The sequence below is a fragment of the Pseudomonas sp. G5001 genome, assembly GCF_013385475.1.
Lineage (GTDB): Bacteria > Pseudomonadota > Gammaproteobacteria > Pseudomonadales > Pseudomonadaceae > Aquipseudomonas.
Map to the genome: position 1 here is coordinate 1 of NZ_JACAPZ010000028.1, position 17,555 is coordinate 17,555.

Below are 17,555 nucleotides of genomic sequence, written 5' to 3' on the forward strand. Positions count from 1 at the left end.
TGCTTTTGATCTTGATTTTGATCTTAGGCGCCCCGTTAAACCACGCTGGCCGAACGCAGGTATTGCGGAGCGGGTAAACCGGCAGGACGCCGGTTTAGCCGCGCCGGGCCATGGATGGCCCGTCGCGGCGGCCCGCGGAGTAATGCCGGAGTGAGGGAACACCGAGCCTAGGCGAGGTGCCGAGTGGTGGGGCAAGAGCGTTTTGCTTACTTTTGCGCTGTTCAAAAGTGAGCCGCTGTAAGAGCGGAACCAATAGTGGCCGTTACCTAAATAACGGATATACACCCACAACCAAGCGAAAATACCAACCCCACAACGTCAAAGTTTGTAATCAGTATCCGTACGCTCCAATTGCCGAATCAACGCATTCCAGTGCCGCGCCACCCCCGGCCCATCCCCGCTCTTGAACACTTCTGCCTGCTTCTCCACCTTGGCCACCACCTCCGCCGGCGGAAAGATCAACTCGGCATTTCCCCCCGCCTGCGCCGCAATCTGGATATTGCACGCCCGCTCCAGCCCCTGCAGTTGCTGGAACGCATGCTCCACACTCACCCCCGCCGTCAGCAATCCATGGTTGCGCAAGATCATCACACTCTTGTCCCCCAGGTCCGCCACCAACCGCTCACGCTCATCCAGGTCAAGGGCCACACCTTCATACCCGTGGTACGCAACGCGCCCGGAAAACCCGATGGAATGCTGGGAGATCGGCAACAACCCGTCCTTCTGCGCCGACACCGCAATACCGTCGCGCGTATGCGTATGCAGCACGGCCTGCAAATCGTGGCGAGCCGCATGGATCGCGCTGTGGATCACATAGCCCGCATAGTTGATCCCCAGGCCCGTAGGGTCATCGACAATCGTGCCGTCGATATCCACCTTGACCAGATTCGAAGCGCTGATCTCATCGAACAACAGCCCGTAGGCATTGATCAGGAAATGCTCCTCAGGCCCCGGCACCCGGGCGGAGAAGTGCGTGTAGATGTGGTCGGTCCACTTGTACAAGGCCGCCAGCCGATAGGCCGCCGCAAGTTTAACGCGCACCTCCCACTCTTCCGGGGTAACCCGCTGGCGGACGTTGTTCGAGACACTGGAGATCGAGGTGACGCTGCTCATGGCAAAACTTCCTGGATGGCCTTAAGGACTTCCAGGCAAGCCTAGGGGATGACCAAAAATAATAAAAAGCACATTTTAATCTAAGCTAATTATTATTTTTTTTCATATCACGCCGCATTGCGCACCTTGTGCAACGACGCCGCCACCAGCTTGCCAAACGCGTCCACCGGCCCTTGCAGGTTGCCCAGGAAATGCGGGTAGATCAGCCACAGGTCCATCACCGGCTTGAAGTCCTTCAGTGGCATGGCCGCCAGTTGATCGCGATGGGCGCTGCGCTCCAGCAGCGGGCGTGGCACCAGGCCGAGGCCCAGGCCGTCAGCCACCAGGCCCAACTGTAGCTCGGTGCCGAAGGTCTCCAGGTTGACCCGCAACGCCAGGCCCTGGTCCGACAGGGTGCGTTGCAACCCGGCACGGAAACCGCAGCCATCCGGGTTCAGGATCCAGCCATTCTGGTACACGTCCGCCAGCTTGCAGGGCTTCTTCGGCAGTTGGGCCTTGGCACACACCACCACCAGTTCCATCTTGCCGATGGACTCGCCGACGATGTTGTCCGGGAAGATCTTGCCCGCCGGAAACAGCGCCGCCGCCGCGTCCAGTTCGCCGCGCTCGATCTTGCCCACCAGTTGGCTGCCCCAGCCGGTAGCCACCTGGGCCCGCAGCTCGGGGAATTCAATGCGCAGGTGCTTGAGGGCGTCCAGCAACACCACGTCGCCAATGGTCTGCGGCACCCCCAGGCGCAGCAGGCCGGTGGGCGGCGCGTCGGTGGCCACCAGTTCACGCAGGGCGTCCATTTCCCGAAGGATCGAACGGCACTGTTCATACACCCGCGTACCGATCAAAGTAGGCTTGAGCGGCTTGGTGTTGCGGTCGAACAACTCCACCCCCAGCGCCTGCTCGAAGTTCTGCACGCGACGGGTAATGGCCGGCTGGGTCAGTTGCAGCGACTCGGCGGCATGGCTGATGGACTGGCAACGAATCACTTCGACAAAGGCATCGATATCGTCAATTTTCATTTGGGCCGCACATAGAGAACAGTCATTAAGATGTGTGAAAAGCATAGTTCCATAAACGGTGGCTGGATAGCCCAACCCCCGGATCGATAACGTCTAACGCTATTCAAACCGGTTCTAAATTACTTTCCGCTATAACCTAATCATTAAAAAATAGCATATTAACTATAAACATTATGCTTAGATAAACCCATCACCACGAACCACCCACGATGGAATTGTCATGACCCAGGCCCGACACCCGGAGAGACTCAGAGCATTCATTGGCGCCCTGGCGGAATTGATCGACGGCAACCCTCGCGAAGGCGACCTGCTGCACCGCGGCGGCAAGCTGCTGGCGCAACTGGTCAGCCACGATGACTGGCTGCCGGACGAGTTTGCCCAACCCGACCCCGAGCGTTATCAGCAATTCCTGCTGCACGCCGATTCGCGCCAGCGCTTCAGCATCGTCAGCTTTGTGTGGGGGCCGGGGCAGACCACGCCGATCCATGACCATCGCGTGTGGGGGCTGATCGGCATGCTGCGCGGTTCCGAGTATTCCCAGGGCTTTGAGCGTAACGCCGAGGGCGCACTGGTCGCCGACGGCAAGCGCATCCAGCTGGAACCCGGCCAGGTGGAAGCCGTGTCGCCGAAGATCGGTGACATCCATCAAGTCAGCAATGCCTTCAGTGACCAGGTGTCCATCAGCATTCATGTGTATGGCGCCAACATCGGTGCGGTGCGCCGCGCCGTGTACCAGCCGGACGGCAGCGAGAAACTGTTTATCTCCGGTTATTCCAACGCTTTTCTCCCGAACATCTGGGATTTGTCCAAAGACGCCCTGTCCAAAGAGAGCCCTGCCCCATGACTGTATCGAACCGCAGCTTCGCCCAGATTCGCCAGGCCCTGCTGGACCGTGAAGAAGTCGCCCTTGTGGATGTGCGCGAGGAAGCGCCTTTCGCCGAATCCCACCCGCTGTTCGCCGCGAATATCCCGCTGTCGAAACTGGAACTGGAAGTGTATTCACGCATCCCACGCCGGGATACCCAGGTGACGGTGTACGACAACGGTGAAGGCCTGGCACAGATCGCCGCCCAGCGCTTGCAGGCGCTCGGCTATACCGAGGTCAGCCTGCTGGAAGGCGGCCTGGACGGTTGGCGCAGCGCCGGTGGCGAGCTGTTTATCGACGTCAACGTGCCAAGCAAATCCTTTGGCGAGCTGGTGGAAAGCCAGCGCCACACACCGTCGCTGGCGGCTGAAGAAGTGCAGGCGTTGCTCGACAGCAACGCCGACGTGGTGGTGCTCGACGCCCGCCGCTTCGATGAATACCAGACCATGAGCATTCCCACCGGCATCAGCGTGCCCGGCGCCGAACTGGTGCTGCGCGCCCGTGAGCTGGCACCGGACCCGGCCACCCGCATTATCGTCAACTGCGCCGGGCGTACCCGCAGCATCATCGGCACCCAGTCGCTGATCAATGCCGGCATCGCCAACCCGGTGTCTGCCCTGCGCAACGGCACCATCGGCTGGACCCTGGCCGGGCAGAAGCTGCAACACGGCCAGGCTCGACGCTTCGCGCCGACCTCGGAAGAACACCGCCAGATCGCCGCCAGGGACGCCCGCCAAGTCGCCGACAAGGCCCGCGTAGGCCGCGCCACCCTCGCCGACCTGCAACGCTGGCAGCAGGAAGCGACGCGCACCACTTACCTGTTCGACGTACGCACCCCGGAAGAATTCGAAGCCGGCCACCTGCCCGGCTCGCGCTCCACACCGGGCGGCCAACTGGTGCAGGAAACCGATCACGTCGCCAGCGTACGCGGCGCCCGGCTGGTACTGGTGGATGACGACGGCGTGCGGGCCAATATGTCTGCGTCCTGGCTCGCACAACTGGGTTGGGAAGTGCATGTGCTGGATGACCTGCAACCTGCGCACTTCAGCGAACCGGGGGCCTGGGTTGCCCCCGTCCCGGCGCCGCAACAGGCCGAACTCATCAGCCCGCACACCCTCGCCGAATGGCAGGTTCATGGCGACACCGCAGTACTGGATTTCACCGCCAGCGCCAACTACGTCAAGCGCCACATTCCCGGTGCCTGGTGGGCGTTGCGCGGGCAGTTGCCCGAAGCCTTGCGCAAGGTGCCTGCTGCCGAACGCTACGTGTTGACCTGTGGCAGCAGCCAGCTGGCGCGCCTCGCGGTGGCGCAAGTCGAAGCGCTGACCGGCAAGCCCGTGTTCCTGCTGCAGGACGGCACTGCCAGCTGGATCGCCGCGCAACTGCCGCTGGAGGAAGGCGAGACCCGCCTCGCTTCACCGCGCATCGACCGCTACCGCCGCCCGTACGAAGGCACCGACAATCCGAAGGAAGCCATGCAGGCCTACCTCGACTGGGAGTTCGGCCTGGTGGACCAGCTGGCCCGCGACGGCACCCACGGGTTTTATGTGATCTGAACACCCCCAGGAGCGAGTCCGCTCGCTCCTCTTCCCACTACCAGCCGACCCCTTCTCCAGGCGGAGGCGACTGAACGCAAGACCTAGCCTGGAGCCCGCCTGATGCGCTTTACCCTTGCCCTTTTACTGGCCGCCCTCACCCTGGGTGCGACTTGCCAGGCCGCCGACCTGCAGCCCCTGCGAGTGGCCAACCAGAAATCCACCATCAAGGCGCTGCTGGAAGTCGCCGGCGAAACCCGGGATGTGCCCTACGAAATCCAGTGGTCCGAGTTCCCCGCCGCCGCACCGCTGGGCGAAGCCCTCAACGCCGGGGCCGTGGACATCGGCGCGCTGGGGGACGCGCCCTACGTGTTCGCCCTCGGTGCCGGAGCACCGCTGAAGGTGGTGAGCATCATCCACGCCGAAGGCCGCAACACCACCGCGCTGATTGTTCCGAAAGATTCTCCGATCCACGATCTTGCCGACCTCAAGGGCAAGCGCATCGTCACCACCCGCGGCTCCATCGGGCACTTCCTGGCGATCAAGGCGCTGCGCAGCGCCGGCCTTTCCACCCACGACGTGCAGTTCATCTTCCTGCTGCCCAGCGAGTCACGGCTGGTGCTGGATAACGGCACCGCCGATGCCTGGTCGACCTGGGACCCCTACACCACCGTGGTCACCAGCCAGAGCCAGGCAAGAGTCCTTGCCAGCGGCAACAACCTGCTGAGCAATCACCTGTACCTCGCCGCCACCAGCAAGGCGATTGCCGACAAGCGCGTGCAGCTGGACGACTTCGTGGCCCGGGTCGACCGCGCCTACCGCTGGAGCAACGATCACCCGCAGGCGTTCGCCGCCGCCATGGCCAAAATCACCGGCTTGCCGCTGGAGGTGCACGTAGCCGTGGCCAACGCCACCCATATGCAACCGGTGGCGATTGACGACTCGGTGATCAGCGGCCTGCAAACCACCGCCGACATCTATCAGGACGAAGGCCTGCTGACCAAACACATCGACGTCTCCCAAGGCTTCGACAAAAGCTTCAACGCCAAACGTGCCCCGCTTACCCAGGCTTCCCGCTAAAAGGAGAGAGAACATGAGCAAACGCCAACTGAAACTCGGTGCCATGGTGCACGGCGTCGGTCACGGCTGGGGCGAATGGCGCCACCCGCAGGCGCAGCCCAATGCCAGCGTCAACTTCGGGTTCTACAAGCATCAGACGCAACTGGCCGAAGGCGCGAAGTTCGACTTCGTGTTCATCGCCGACAGCCTGCATATCCATGAAAAATCCAGCCCGCACTACCTCAACCGTTTTGAACCGCTGACCATTCTTTCGGCCCTGGCGGCCCTGACCTCGAACATCGGCCTGGTGGCGACCGTCACCGTGAGCTACACCGAACCGTTCCAGGTGGCACGCCAGTTCGCCTCCCTGGACCACATCAGCGGCGGCCGCGCCGGCTGGAACGTGGTGACTTCGTGGCTCAGCGGCACCGCCGACAACTTCGGCAAGGCCGAGCACCCGCCCCACGCCGTGCGCTACCGCATCGCCAGGGAGCATGTGAATGTGGTCAAGGGCCTGTGGGATTCCTGGGAAGACGATGCCTTTGCGTACAACAAGCAAAGCGGCGAATTTTTCACCCCTGGCAAGCTGCATGCACTGGAACACAAAGGCGAGTTTTTTGCGGTCAAGGGCCCGCTGAATATCGCCCGCTCGCGCCAGGGCCAGCCGGTGATTTTCCAGGCGGGCACTTCCGAGGACGGGCGCAATTTTGCCGCCGAAAACAGCGACGCGATTTTTGTCCACGCCGAGACCTTCGACGAAGCCAAGGCCTACGCCCAGGACTTGAAGAGACGCGCCCGCAGTTTTGGCCGTGATGCTGATCAGTTGTCGATCCTGCCGGGCATCCGGCCGATTGTTGGCCGCGACGAAGCCGAGGTGGAAAGCCGCTATCAGCAAGCTGTGGAGCTGGTGACCGTCGAGGACGCAATCGTCGCCCTGGGCCGCCCGTTCAACGACCACGATTTCAGCAAGTACCCGCTGGACGAACCCTTCCCGGAACTCGGCGACCTGGGCTCCAACAGCCAGAAAGGCGGCTCCGACCGCATCAAGCAACTGGCCCGCGATGAACGCCTGACCCTGCGGGAAGTGGCCCTGCGGTTCTCCCGGCCCAAGCGCGATTTTGTCGGTACCCCGGAGCAGGTCGCCGACGCGATCCAGACCTGGTTCGAAGCCGGCGCGGCCGACGGCTTCATCATCAATTCACTGCTGCCGGACGGCTTGCAGTACTTCACCGAGCTGGTAGTGCCGGTGCTGCAACACCGCGGACTGTTGCGCAGCGAATACAGCGGCGCCACCCTGCGGGAAAACCTTGGCCTGGACGTGCCGGCGAACCGCTACAGCACCCCGTTCGAAACTCAACCAACGCAGATCGCCATCTGACCAGGGCACGACCATGACGAACACGATCAAACACGGACAGTTCAATCGTCGCGGCTTCCTGGGCGCCAGTTCGATTGCCCTTGGCGCGCTGGGCCTCGCCTCGCTGGTGCCCCGGGCTTTCGCTGCACCTGCGAAGCTCTCGGACCTGACCCTGGCCGTCGCCACCTACCGTGGCCAGGACTCGTACTTCACCGACGACGCCGGCACTTCCAACACGCCCTATAAAGTCGACTACGCCGAGTTCGCCGGCGGCAACCTGATCGTCGAAGCGCTGGCCTCCGGCAGCCTGGACATTGGCGGCATGAGCGAGATCCCGCCGATCTTCTCGATCCAGAGCCACCGCGAGCCGAAGCTGATTGCGGTGCTGCAAGGTGACGTGAATAACCAGGTGATCCTGATTCCTAAGGAGTCGAAAATTGAATCCATCGCCCAGTTGAAAGGCAAGCGTGTGGGCTATGTGCGCTCCACCACCTCGCACTACTTCTTGATCAAGGCCTTGAAGGAGCAAGGGCTGACCTTCAACGACATCACCCCCGTGGCACTCACGCCACAGGACGGTTTCAGCGCGTTCCAGAGTGGCCAACTGGACGCCTGGGTGATCTATGGGGTGTTTATCCAGCTGGCGAAATTCCGCAGCGGCGCCCGGGTATTGAAAACCGCCCTCGGCTACCTCTCCGGCAACTACCTGATCGGCGCCCGCCCCGCCGCCCTGGAAGACCCGCTGCGCAAACAGGCGATCCAGGATTACTTGCAGCGCCAGGCGCGCACGCTGGAATGGATGAACAACAACCCCGAGCCGTGGGCTGAAAAATCGGCGAAGTTGCTCGGTGTGGACAAGGCAGTGTTCCTCGACGTGTACAACAACCGCAGCCAGCCCTACAGCGTGATCGAGGTGAACGACCAGGCCATCGCTTCGCAGCAGGAAGTGGCGGACCTGTTCTTCAATGCTGGGGTATTGAACGAGCGGCTGGATGTCAGCCCGTTGTGGGATCGGCAGTTTAAGTTGCTGCCGATATAACCCGCCTTCGAAAACGCCGAATAACCCATGTGGGAGCGGGCTTGCTCGCGAAAGCGGTGGATCAGCCAACGGATGTGCAACCTGACACACCGCTTTCGCGAGCAAGCCCGCTCCCACATTTTGAACGAGTACACCCATCATGAGCCTTTCTTCTCAACCGTCACTGCGCTCCGTGGAAGTGGCCAATTTCGAAGCCTTGCTGGAACGCCTCAGCGCCCAGCTCGCCGCCACTGCACACATCGTTGATAAAAGCGGCACCTTCCCCCACGACAACTTCAAGCTGCTGCACGAACACGGCCTTATCGCCCTGACCGTGCCCAAGGCCCTCGGCGGTGGCGGTGCCAACCTGAGCCAGGCGCGCAAGGCCATCAGCGCGATTGCCAAGGGCGAGCCGTCCACCGCGTTGATCCTGGTGATGCAGTACCTGCAACACACGCGCCTGCAAGACAGCAAAACCTGGCCGCCCGCCCTGCGCACCCAGGTCGCCGAAGACGCTGTGCGCAATGGGGCGCTGATCAATGCCCTGCGCGTCGAACCCGATCTCGGCACCCCGGCCCGTGGCGGCCTGCCCGCGACCATCGCCCGGCGTACCGCCGCCGGCTGGCGCATCAGCGGGCGCAAGATCTACTCCACCGGCAGCCATGGCCTGAGCTGGTTCAGCGTGTGGGCCCGCAGCAGCGATGAAGACCCGTTGGTAGGCGCCTGGCTGGTGCCCAGGGACAGCCCCGGCATCAGCATCATCGACACCTGGGACCACCTCGGCATGCGCGCCACCTGCAGCCATGAAGTGGTGTTCGACAACGTGCTGGTGCCGCTGGACCACGCGGTCAGCGTCAGCCCCTGGAGCGCACCGCAGGTGGAACTGGACGGTGACGGGTTCCTGTGGATGTCGGTACTGCTCTCATCGGTGTACGACGCCGTGGCCCAGGCCGCGCGCGACTGGCTGGTGGACTGGCTGGAACAACGCAAGCCGTCCAACCTCGGCGCCGCGCTGTCGACCTTGCCGCGCTTTCAGGAGACCGTCGGGCATATCGACACTCTGCTGTTTGCCAACCGCAGCCTGCTGGACGCCGCCGCCGACGGGCACACCCCGGCAGCCCACGCCGCACAGATCAAATACCTGGTGACCGGCAACGCGATCCGTGCCGTCGAGTTGGCCATCGAGGCTTCCGGCAATCCCGGCCTGTCCCGACACAGCCCACTGCAGCGGCATTACCGCGACGTGCTGTGCAGCCGCGTGCATACCCCGCAGAACGACGCGGTGCTGCAAGGCGTCGGCAAGGCCGTCTTCGCTCAACGACACAAGGAACGCCCATGAGCCAGGTGATTATCGCCAGCCAGTTGGACGAAGATTTCAATCAAGTCATCCGCCAGCGCCTGGCCCTCACCCACCCCGGTGCCGAGGTGATCAGCGTGCCGGCCGGTGTGCCCAGCGACTTGCCGGCCCAGGCCAATATCCTGCTGGCCCGGCCGATCAATGTGCGCGGCTACACCGCGCCGGACACACCGCCACCGGGTTGGCCGTACGGCGTGCAGTGGATCCAGGTGGTGTCGTCGGGCATCGACTTCTATCCCAGGTGGCTGTTCAACGGGCCGCCGGTGAGCACCTCACGGGGCAGCGCCGCCGAAAACCTCGCCGAGTTCGCCCTCGCGGCAATCTTCGCGGCGGCCAAGCATTTGCCGGATATCTGGGTAAAGGATGCCCAATGGCAGTTCACCCCGTTGCGCCCGCTCAAGGGCACCACCCTGGGGATTCTCGGGTTTGGCGCGATTGGCCGCAGCCTGGCGCAGAAGGCTCATGGGTTGGGGATCAAGGTGGTGGCATTACGCCAAACTGACACGCCGTTTGACGTGGAGGGTGTGGAAGCGGCGCGGGATATCCATGACCTGTTTGCTCGTTCCGATCACCTGGTACTGGCAGCGCCACTGACCGAGGCCACACGGCATATCGTCGATCGGGAGGCGCTGGCGAATGCCAAGCCAGGGTTGCACCTGATCAATATTGCCCGGGGAGGATTGGTGGATCATGAGGCGCTGCTGGAGGCACTGGACAGCGGCCATATCGGGCTGGCGTCGCTGGATGTGACCGAGCCCGAGCCATTGCCGGACGGGCATGCGTTGTATGGGCATCCGAGGGTCAGGGTGTCGCCGCATACGTCGGCGATTTCGACCAATAGCCGGCATGACATTGCGGACAGTTTCCTGGGCAATCTGGAAAGGTATCTGAGTGATCGGCCGCTGGAAAACCTCGCTGATACCCAACGCGGTTACTAAACCCAACAGAAATCAAAATGTGGGAGCGGGCTTGCTCGCGAATGCGGTGTTTCAGTCACTATCAATGTTGACTGAGCGACCGCATTCGCGAGCAAGCCCGCTCCCACATTTGTTTTTTGTCGGCTGAAAAATATCATCAGCCTTACGCATCACATTTAAACCAATACATACCTATTTTTTATAATTAACTTATAACTAATCGGACTTTTACGCCCGGCATTTATACAAATACTGTTACATCCAGTACCGACCCCTGACCAGGTGGAGGCCCAATTTTGCCTAAACCGTCAACCACCTCAGGGGTCCATCATGAGTCCTACCGCCGTACCCAATCGCCTGGCACTGGCCATCTCCCTCGCCCTGTTCGGCCTCGCCGTTCACGCCGACGACACCGCCCTGCCGGTGGTCAATGTCACCGCCGAGCACCGCAGCGAAGACCTGCAAAAAACCCCGCTGGCGATTTCCGCGTTTGATGAAAAGGCCCTGGAAGACAAGCAGATCAACAGCGTGCGCGACCTCTCGGGCCAGGTGCCGAACCTGACACTCAGCCGCCAGTCGATCTCCTACAGCGCGCAGACCTACGGCATTCGCGGTATCGGTGAAACCGACCCGATCCAGGAAGCCGCCGTCGCCGTGTATGCCGATGACCTGTACATCCCGCGTGCGATTTCGTCGATGCTCGACTTCAACGATGTGGAGCGTGTCGAAGTGCTGCGCGGGCCCCAGGGCACCCTGTACGGGCGCAACAGCAGCGCCGGTGCGATCCGCGTGATCACCCGCGATCCGACCCAGGAAACCCGTGGTTTTGTAGAGCTGGGCGCCGGCAACTACGACGCCCAGAACGCACGCCTGCTGATCAGCGGCCCGCTGGTGGACAACGCGCTGTTCGGCAGTTTCTCGGCGATCCGCCTGAGCCGCGACGGCACCGTCTCCGACCCCACCCGGGGCAAGGATGTAAACAACGTCGACATCCAGTCCTACCGCGGCAAGCTGCGCTACAAGCCGGTGGATTCGCCGTGGGATGTGCAACTGACCCTGGCCGGTACCTTCGACCGGGGCGACACCACCAGCTACACGCCTTTCGACGCCAACGGGCATTTCGACAAATTCAAGAGCTACAGCAGCCTCGACCCGAAAAACCGCCTGGACCAGGGCAGCTCGGTACTGCGGGCGATTTACGCGATCAATGACAACCTGAACTTCAAATCGGTGACCGCCTACTCGGCGTTCCACCAACCGGTGGACTACGACAACTCAGGGCAAGCCGCGCTGATCCAGAACAACCTGATCCTGTACAAGCAGAACTATGCGACCCAGGAGTTCCAGCTCAACGGCGACTACGACGATTTCAGCTTCAGCACCGGGGTGTACCTGTACCGCGAGAAGTTCGACGCCGACCGCGACAACCTTACCTATTCCATCGCCCGCAATCGGGTGATCGGCCAGGGCCAATACAGCACCACCAACACCGAAAGCTATGCGCTGTATGGCCAGGGCACCTACAAGCTGACGCAACAACTGTCGCTGATCGCCGGCCTGCGCTTTACCCGCGAGCACAAGAATTTCGACTTCACCAACTACGCGATCAACACCGACCGGCAAATCACCGGCACCAACTTCACCGCCGAGTCGAGCAAATCCTGGCAGTCCACCAGCCCGAAGATCGGCTTCGAATACGCCTGGACCCCGCACCTGAACCAGTACGCCTACGTCGCCAAGGGTTTCAAGGCCGGTGGCTACGACAACCGCGCCCCCACCCAGGCCGCCGCCGAACAGGCGTTCTCCCCGGAAGACGTGACCACCTGGGAAACCGGGGTCAAGGGCGACTTCTTCGACCAGCGCCTGCGGGCCAACGTCGCGCTGTTCTACAACGACTACAAAGACCTGCAAACCAACGCCTATGACCCGGCGCTGGGGGTGAGCCTGCGCACCAACGTCGGCCGTGCCCACACCTACGGCGTGGAGCTGGAAACCCTCACCGCCCTGAGCCGCGACCTGCAACTGACCGCCAACGTCGGCTACCTGCAAAGCAAGTACGACGACTTCCAGAACGCCAGCGGTGCCGGGGTGGATGCCAACGGCAAGCAATTGGTGTTCTCGCCACGCTGGAACGCGAGCGTTGGCCTGAACTACACCATCCCGGCCGGGCTGCCGGGCACCTGGCTGGCAGGCACCGATGCGCAGTTCCAGACCAAGTCCTACGCCAACGCATTGAACGACGACATCCAGGAAATCCCGCAACAGACCTTCTGGAACGCCAACACCCGCTACATCAGCGGCGACGGCCACTGGACCACCACCCTGGCGGTGAAAAACCTGCTGGACCGCGCCTACCCGCAGTCGGTGGGCTACGTGCCCTCCAGCGGCGCCCGCTACTACTCGGTCAACGACCCGCGAACCCTGTTGCTGACCGTGCGCTACGACCTCTGACAAACCGCTATCTCAAGGAGCGAATCATGGCTTTTACCCGCAGGGAACTGATTTCCCGTATTGCCGCCGTGGGCGGTTATTCCGCCGCTGTCAGCGCATTGGGCGCGCTGGGGCTGACGCCTCAGGCGGTGGCATCGAGCTTTACCCCGCTGCAATTGGGCAGCACCGGCAAAGGCAAGCAGGTGGTGGTGGTCGGCGCCGGGATCTCCGGGCTGGTCAGCGCCTATGAGCTGCGCAAGGCCGGGTTCAACGTGACGATCCTGGAAGCCCGCGACCGGGTGGGTGGACGCAACTGGACCCTGCGCCGAGGCACCAAGGTCGATTTCGACGACGGCGTCAGCCAGACCGTCGACTTTGATGACGGGCAGTTTTTCAACGCCGGCCCCGCGCGTATTCCCAGCCACCACCAGACGATCCTCGGCTACTGCCGCGAGCTGGGTGTGGAGCTGCAAGTACTGGTCAACAGCAGCCGCAACGCCCTGGCCCGGCCGGATACGCAGCGACCGGCATTCCAGCTGCGCCAGGCGGTCAACGACACCCGCGGCCAACTCTCGGAACTGCTGGCCCGCACAGTCAGCCGCAAGGCGTTGGACCAGGACCTGAGCGTGGATGACCGGAAGGCGCTGCTGAGTTTCCTCAAGGTGTACGGCGACCTCAACGGCGACCTGCAATACAAGGGTTCGGTGCGCTCCGGCTACACCCGCGTGCCCGGCGCCGGCGACCAGACCGGCGTGACCCGCGCGCCGCTGGAGCTGCAGACCTTGCTCAATCCCAAGCTGTGGGGCGCGCTTGTGTTCGATGAAATCCCGGAGTTTTCCTCCACCATGTTCCAGCCGGTGGGCGGCATGGACCGTATTCCGTATGCCTTCTACGAGCATCTGAAAGATGCGGTGCGCTTCAACGCCGAAGTCAGCGATATCCAGACCTCGGAGCAAGGCAGCCGGATCACCTACCGCGACCGTATCAGCGGCAAGACCCAGGTGCTGAGTGCCGACTACGCGATTGTCACCGTGCCCTTGCCGCTGCTGGCCAAGCTGCCAACCAACTTCACGGCACCCTTCAAGCAGGCGATCCAGACCGCGCAAAGCGACCAGGCCAACAAGGTGGCCTGGCAGGCGCCGCGTTTCTGGGAAACCGACTTCAACATCTACGGCGGCCTGTCGTACCTCGACCATGAAGTCAAAGGCCTGTGGTACCCCAGCGACCGCCTCAACAGCGCCCAGGGGATTCTGGTGGCGGCCTACAACACCAGTGAATCGGCCCAGGCCTTCAGCCAGAAATCCCTGGCTGAACAGTTCGCCTCCTCACGCCAGGCGGTGGAGCTGTTGCACCCCGGCCACAGCGCCAAGCTGCAAAAACCGGTGGCGATCAACTGGTCGAAAGTCAGCTACAGCAAGGGCCCGTGGATCGTCAACGACGAGGTCGGCGAAAGCGCCTACCGCGTGCTCAACGAGCCCCAGGGCCGCACGTACCTGGCCAGCGACGCCCTCGCCCACGGCGGCGTCGGCATCTGGCAGAACAGCGCCGCCGATTCGGCGCGGCGCATCGTCTCGCTGATCGGCCGGCATGCCGAACGCCAGCAACCGGGCGTCGCCGCCTGACTTTTCTCTCTCAAGGAATGAACCGATGAAGACGCTTTTTGCAGGACTGCTGATGACCGCCACCACCCTTGCCGCCCACGCCGATGAGATCAAGCGCGTGCCGCTGCCGAACTCGAATTTCCCGATCTCATTGGCGGTGTCGGTGCCGCCGCAGACCGAGCTGCTGTTTGTGAGTGGGTTGCTGGCCGACCTGCATGACCCCAAGGCACCGAAAGACTCGTTTGCAGCCTATGGCGACACGGCCATCCAGACCACGTCGATCCTCAACAAGCTCAAGGGTGTGCTGCAAGGCCAGGGCCTGGATTTGGGAGATGTGGTGCAGCTGCGGATATTCCTGGTGGGCGATCCAGCCAAGGGCGGCAAGCTCGACTTTGCCGGGTTGCAGGAAGGCTACACGCCGTTTTTCGGCAGTGCCGAGCAGCCGAAAAAACCGGCGCGCACCGCGGTGCAAGTCGTCGCGTTGCCATTGCCCGGCGGGCTGGTAGAAATCGAAGCGGTTGCCGCGCGCAAACGCTGACAGGGACATCACTCGAGACCAAGGAGCTCCACTCTCATGCGAAAATTCAACTGGCTGACGGCACCTTTGTGGCGAGGGAGCTTGCTCCCGCTGGGGCGCGTAGCGGCCCTGAAGCCTGACTCCGCAATTTCCTCGGAAGACCGTATTGGGGCTGCTACGCAGCCCAGCGGGAGCAAGCTCCCTCGCCACAGCAAGCTTCCTCACCACAGCAAGCTCCCTCGTCACAGCAAGCTTCCTCACCACAGCAAGCTCCCTGGCCACAGCAAGCTCGCTCATCGTAAAAGGCTACACCGGTACAATCATCTGAAACTCCTGCCGCTCTCGCTGGCGTGCGGCCTGGCGTCCTTCGGCGTCGAATCTGCCGAAGACCGCTCTCCCACCCTCGACACCGTCGTCGTCACCGGCAACCGTGGCGCCGAACAACGTACCGTCACCACCAGCCCCACGCCGATTGATGTGATCAGCGGCGAACAACTGCGGGCCGTGGGCAAGCCAAGTTTGCTCGAAGCGTTGGGCAAGCTCATCCCCTCGTTCAACCTGCCCGACCGCGCCGGCTGGGATGCCAGCGGCGTGGTGCGTTCGGCCACCCTACGCGGCCTCACCGCCTCTCACGTACTGGTGCTGGTCAACGGCAAACGCCGCCATACCAGCGCCACCCTGAACATCAACGGCATCAACAGCGGCGCGGCCCCCAGCGACCTCGACCTGATCCCGGTGGCTGCCATCGACCATGTTGAGGTGCTGCGCGACGGTGCGGCGGCGCAATACGGCTCGGATGCGATTTCCGGGGTGATCAACATCATCCTCAAGCAGACCACCGGCGGCAGTTCCGACACCACCCTGGGGCAGAACTACGACGGCAAGCGCGGCACCGGCCAGGAGGCGCTGAACTATGGCTTCCAGGTGGGTGAAGCCGGGGTGCTCAACGTGTCCCTCGACACCCGCTACCAGGAGCGCGACAACAAGGCCGGCAGCAACGGCTACAGCAGCCATTACTACCCGCTGGCGGACGGTTCCCCCGACCCGCGCGAAGCCACCTCCAGCCACCACACCTACAAAGGCTACGGCTCGCCCCGCAGCCAGTTGGGCGATGTGGCGTACAACCTCGACCTGCCGCTGAACGACAACCTGACGCTGTACTCGTTTTCCACCCTGGCCACCCGGGAGAACAACGACGGCCAGAACTTCCGCCTGCCCAACGGCCGCAATACCATCACCACCGGGCCCAATGGATACCCCGATGGCTACAGCCCGTACTGGCTGGTCAACGAGACCGACTTCCAATCGGCCTTCGGTGCCAAGGGCAACGACCTTGGCGGCGGTTGGGGTTGGGACCTGAGCAGCACCTACGGGCGCAACTACGCCAAGCAGCGCACCTACGACAACCAGAACCCGTCCCTGGGCGAAAGCACACCGAACAAGTTCACCTCCGGGATCTACATCGCCGACCAGCTCACCACCAACCTCGACCTGAAAAACACCTACGAGATCGGCCTGGCCAAGCCGCTGGACGTGGCGTTCGGCCTGGAGCACCGGCGCGAGAGCTACGAGACCCGCGCCGGCTCCGAGGCTTCCTATATCGATGGCGGCTACGTGTTCCCGGCAGGCCATCCGCGTGCCGGGCAGCGTCCCGATCCGGGGGCCCAGGTCACCAACGGCATCCGTCCGGAAGACGCGCAGAAGGTCAGCCGCAACAGCGTCGCCAGCTATGTCGACCTCGGGTTCTACCCCACCGAGCAGTGGTACGTCGGCGTGGCCGGACGCTACGAACATTACAACGAAGGCGTCGGCGGTACCCGCAGCGGCAAGCTCAGCACGCGATATGCGTTCAACCCGGTGTTCGCCCTGCGCGGCACCGTGAGCAACGGCTTTCGCGCACCGTCCCTGGCCAACGAGATCTTCACCGCACGCTCCACCGGGTTCGACACCATCAATGGCGTGTACCAGTCGTATAACTACGTGATCCTGCCGGTGGATTCCGCCGGCGCTCAGGCATTGGGTGCCAAGTCACTGAAGCCGGAGCGCTCGACCAACTTCAGCCTCGGTTTCGCCGTGACCCCAAGCGATGACTTGAGCCTCACGGTGGACGGCTACGTGATCAACCTGCGGGACCGCCTGGTGCTCAGCGAACGCTTCCAGGGCCCGGGCATTGCCTCCCTGCTGGACAGCATCGGCGTACCGGCCACGGCGGGCGCGCAGTACTTCACCAACGGCGCCAACACCCGCACCTCCGGGGTGGACGTGGTGGGCAACTACCGGCAGAACCTCGACCGCTACGGCTCGGTGAAATGGACGGCGGCGCTGAACTACAACCACACGCAGATCCTCAGCGTCAACGACACCCCGGCGCAGCTCGCCGCCCTGGGCAACTTCCAGTTGATGGGTCGCCAGTCACGGGCACTGATCACCAAGACTTCACCCAGCAGCAAGATGATCTTCTCCGCCGACTGGGCGATCCACGACTTCGACGTCAACCTGCGCCTGACTCGCTACGGCACCTACACCGAGGTCAACAGCTCCAGCGACGCGAGCCTGGACCGCACGTATTCGGCCAAGTGGATCACTGACCTCGACGTGGCCTACGCGATCAGCAAACAGCTGACGGTGGCCGTAGGTGCGCAGAACCTGTTCGACAAATACCCGGATCACATCGGCGTGAAGAACTCGTCGTTCGGCGATAACTGGGGCAGCTATTCGCCGTTCGGGTTTACCGGCGGGTATTACTACAGCCGGGTGCAGTACGCGTTCTGAT

At 62.8% G+C, this 17,555-nt stretch carries 13 protein-coding genes; 11 read left to right on the top strand and 2 right to left on the bottom strand.

What is annotated here, in order from left to right:
* Window positions 1-318 precede the first annotated feature (318 nt).
* Window positions 319-1,113 carry a class II aldolase/adducin family protein gene (locus tag HX805_RS21845; RefSeq protein WP_003211295.1) on the bottom strand — a complete coding sequence of 265 codons (795 nt, stop codon included), beginning with the start codon at window positions 1,111-1,113 and terminating at the stop codon, window positions 319-321.
* Window positions 1,114-1,220: 107 nt separating this feature from the next.
* Window positions 1,221-2,126, bottom strand: a complete 906-nt coding sequence (locus tag HX805_RS21850) for a LysR family transcriptional regulator (protein WP_102606446.1) — start codon at window positions 2,124-2,126, stop codon at window positions 1,221-1,223.
* A 220-nt stretch (window positions 2,127-2,346) separates the two neighbouring features.
* Here HX805_RS21850 and HX805_RS21855 point away from each other — a divergent pair, with 220 nt between their 5' ends.
* The 11 genes from HX805_RS21855 (at window position 2,347) to HX805_RS21905 (ending at window position 17,554) form a co-directional block, all read left to right on the top strand.
* A complete protein-coding gene (locus HX805_RS21855; RefSeq protein WP_008434600.1) occupies window positions 2,347-2,970 on the top strand; it encodes a cysteine dioxygenase in 624 nt (207 codons plus the stop codon).
* On the top strand, window positions 2,967-4,547 hold the full coding sequence (locus HX805_RS21860; RefSeq protein WP_177044895.1) for a rhodanese-related sulfurtransferase: 1,581 nt from the start codon (window positions 2,967-2,969) through the stop codon (window positions 4,545-4,547). The genes HX805_RS21855 and HX805_RS21860 overlap by 4 nt, the downstream gene beginning before the upstream one ends.
* A gap of 102 nt (window positions 4,548-4,649) precedes the next feature.
* Entirely contained in the window at window positions 4,650-5,606 is a 957-nt protein-coding gene (locus tag HX805_RS21865) for an ABC transporter substrate-binding protein (protein WP_003211301.1), read from the top strand.
* Between the two features lie 13 nt (window positions 5,607-5,619).
* A complete protein-coding gene (locus HX805_RS21870; protein ID WP_177117308.1) occupies window positions 5,620-6,963 on the top strand; it encodes an LLM class flavin-dependent oxidoreductase in 1,344 nt (447 codons plus the stop codon).
* 13 nt (window positions 6,964-6,976) lie between these two features.
* Entirely contained in the window at window positions 6,977-7,981 is a 1,005-nt protein-coding gene (locus tag HX805_RS21875; RefSeq protein ID WP_003211303.1) for an ABC transporter substrate-binding protein, read from the top strand.
* 139 nt (window positions 7,982-8,120) lie between these two features.
* A complete protein-coding gene (locus HX805_RS21880; RefSeq protein ID WP_177117309.1) occupies window positions 8,121-9,299 on the top strand; it encodes an acyl-CoA dehydrogenase family protein in 1,179 nt (392 codons plus the stop codon).
* Window positions 9,296-10,255, top strand: a complete 960-nt coding sequence (locus tag HX805_RS21885) for a D-isomer specific 2-hydroxyacid dehydrogenase family protein (RefSeq protein WP_003211305.1) — start codon at window positions 9,296-9,298, stop codon at window positions 10,253-10,255. Before HX805_RS21880 ends, HX805_RS21885 begins: the two co-directional genes overlap by 4 nt.
* 309 nt (window positions 10,256-10,564) lie before the next feature.
* Complete coding sequence (locus tag HX805_RS21890) at window positions 10,565-12,685, top strand: TonB-dependent receptor (protein ID WP_087694856.1); 2,121 nt, start codon at window positions 10,565-10,567, stop codon at window positions 12,683-12,685.
* Window positions 12,686-12,711: 26 nt separating this feature from the next.
* Window positions 12,712-14,286 (top strand): FAD-dependent oxidoreductase, encoded by a 1,575-nt coding sequence (locus HX805_RS21895; RefSeq protein WP_177069967.1) that lies wholly within the window; start codon window positions 12,712-12,714, stop codon window positions 14,284-14,286.
* A 25-nt stretch (window positions 14,287-14,311) separates the two neighbouring features.
* The gene (locus HX805_RS21900; protein WP_003211308.1) at window positions 14,312-14,803 is read left to right on the top strand and encodes a RidA family protein; all 492 of its coding nucleotides are present in this window, start codon (window positions 14,312-14,314) and stop codon (window positions 14,801-14,803) included.
* 36 nt (window positions 14,804-14,839) lie between these two features.
* A complete protein-coding gene (locus HX805_RS21905; RefSeq protein WP_256348259.1) occupies window positions 14,840-17,554 on the top strand; it encodes a TonB-dependent siderophore receptor in 2,715 nt (904 codons plus the stop codon).
* Window position 17,555 lies beyond the last annotated feature (1 nt).

Coding starts and splice junctions, on each gene's coding strand:
- HX805_RS21845 (WP_003211295.1), bottom strand. CDS start 1,113: ATGAGCAGCGTCACCTCGATCTCCAGTGTCTCGAACAACGTCCGCCAG.
- HX805_RS21850 (WP_102606446.1), bottom strand. CDS start 2,126: ATGAAAATTGACGATATCGATGCCTTTGTCGAAGTGATTCGTTGCCAG.
- HX805_RS21855 (WP_008434600.1), top strand. CDS start 2,347: ATGACCCAGGCCCGACACCCGGAGAGACTCAGAGCATTCATTGGCGCC.
- HX805_RS21860 (WP_177044895.1), top strand. CDS start 2,967: ATGACTGTATCGAACCGCAGCTTCGCCCAGATTCGCCAGGCCCTGCTG.
- HX805_RS21865 (WP_003211301.1), top strand. CDS start 4,650: ATGCGCTTTACCCTTGCCCTTTTACTGGCCGCCCTCACCCTGGGTGCG.
- HX805_RS21870 (WP_177117308.1), top strand. CDS start 5,620: ATGAGCAAACGCCAACTGAAACTCGGTGCCATGGTGCACGGCGTCGGT.
- HX805_RS21875 (WP_003211303.1), top strand. CDS start 6,977: ATGACGAACACGATCAAACACGGACAGTTCAATCGTCGCGGCTTCCTG.
- HX805_RS21880 (WP_177117309.1), top strand. CDS start 8,121: ATGAGCCTTTCTTCTCAACCGTCACTGCGCTCCGTGGAAGTGGCCAAT.
- HX805_RS21885 (WP_003211305.1), top strand. CDS start 9,296: ATGAGCCAGGTGATTATCGCCAGCCAGTTGGACGAAGATTTCAATCAA.
- HX805_RS21890 (WP_087694856.1), top strand. CDS start 10,565: ATGAGTCCTACCGCCGTACCCAATCGCCTGGCACTGGCCATCTCCCTC.
- HX805_RS21895 (WP_177069967.1), top strand. CDS start 12,712: ATGGCTTTTACCCGCAGGGAACTGATTTCCCGTATTGCCGCCGTGGGC.
- HX805_RS21900 (WP_003211308.1), top strand. CDS start 14,312: ATGAAGACGCTTTTTGCAGGACTGCTGATGACCGCCACCACCCTTGCC.
- HX805_RS21905 (WP_256348259.1), top strand. CDS start 14,840: ATGCGAAAATTCAACTGGCTGACGGCACCTTTGTGGCGAGGGAGCTTG.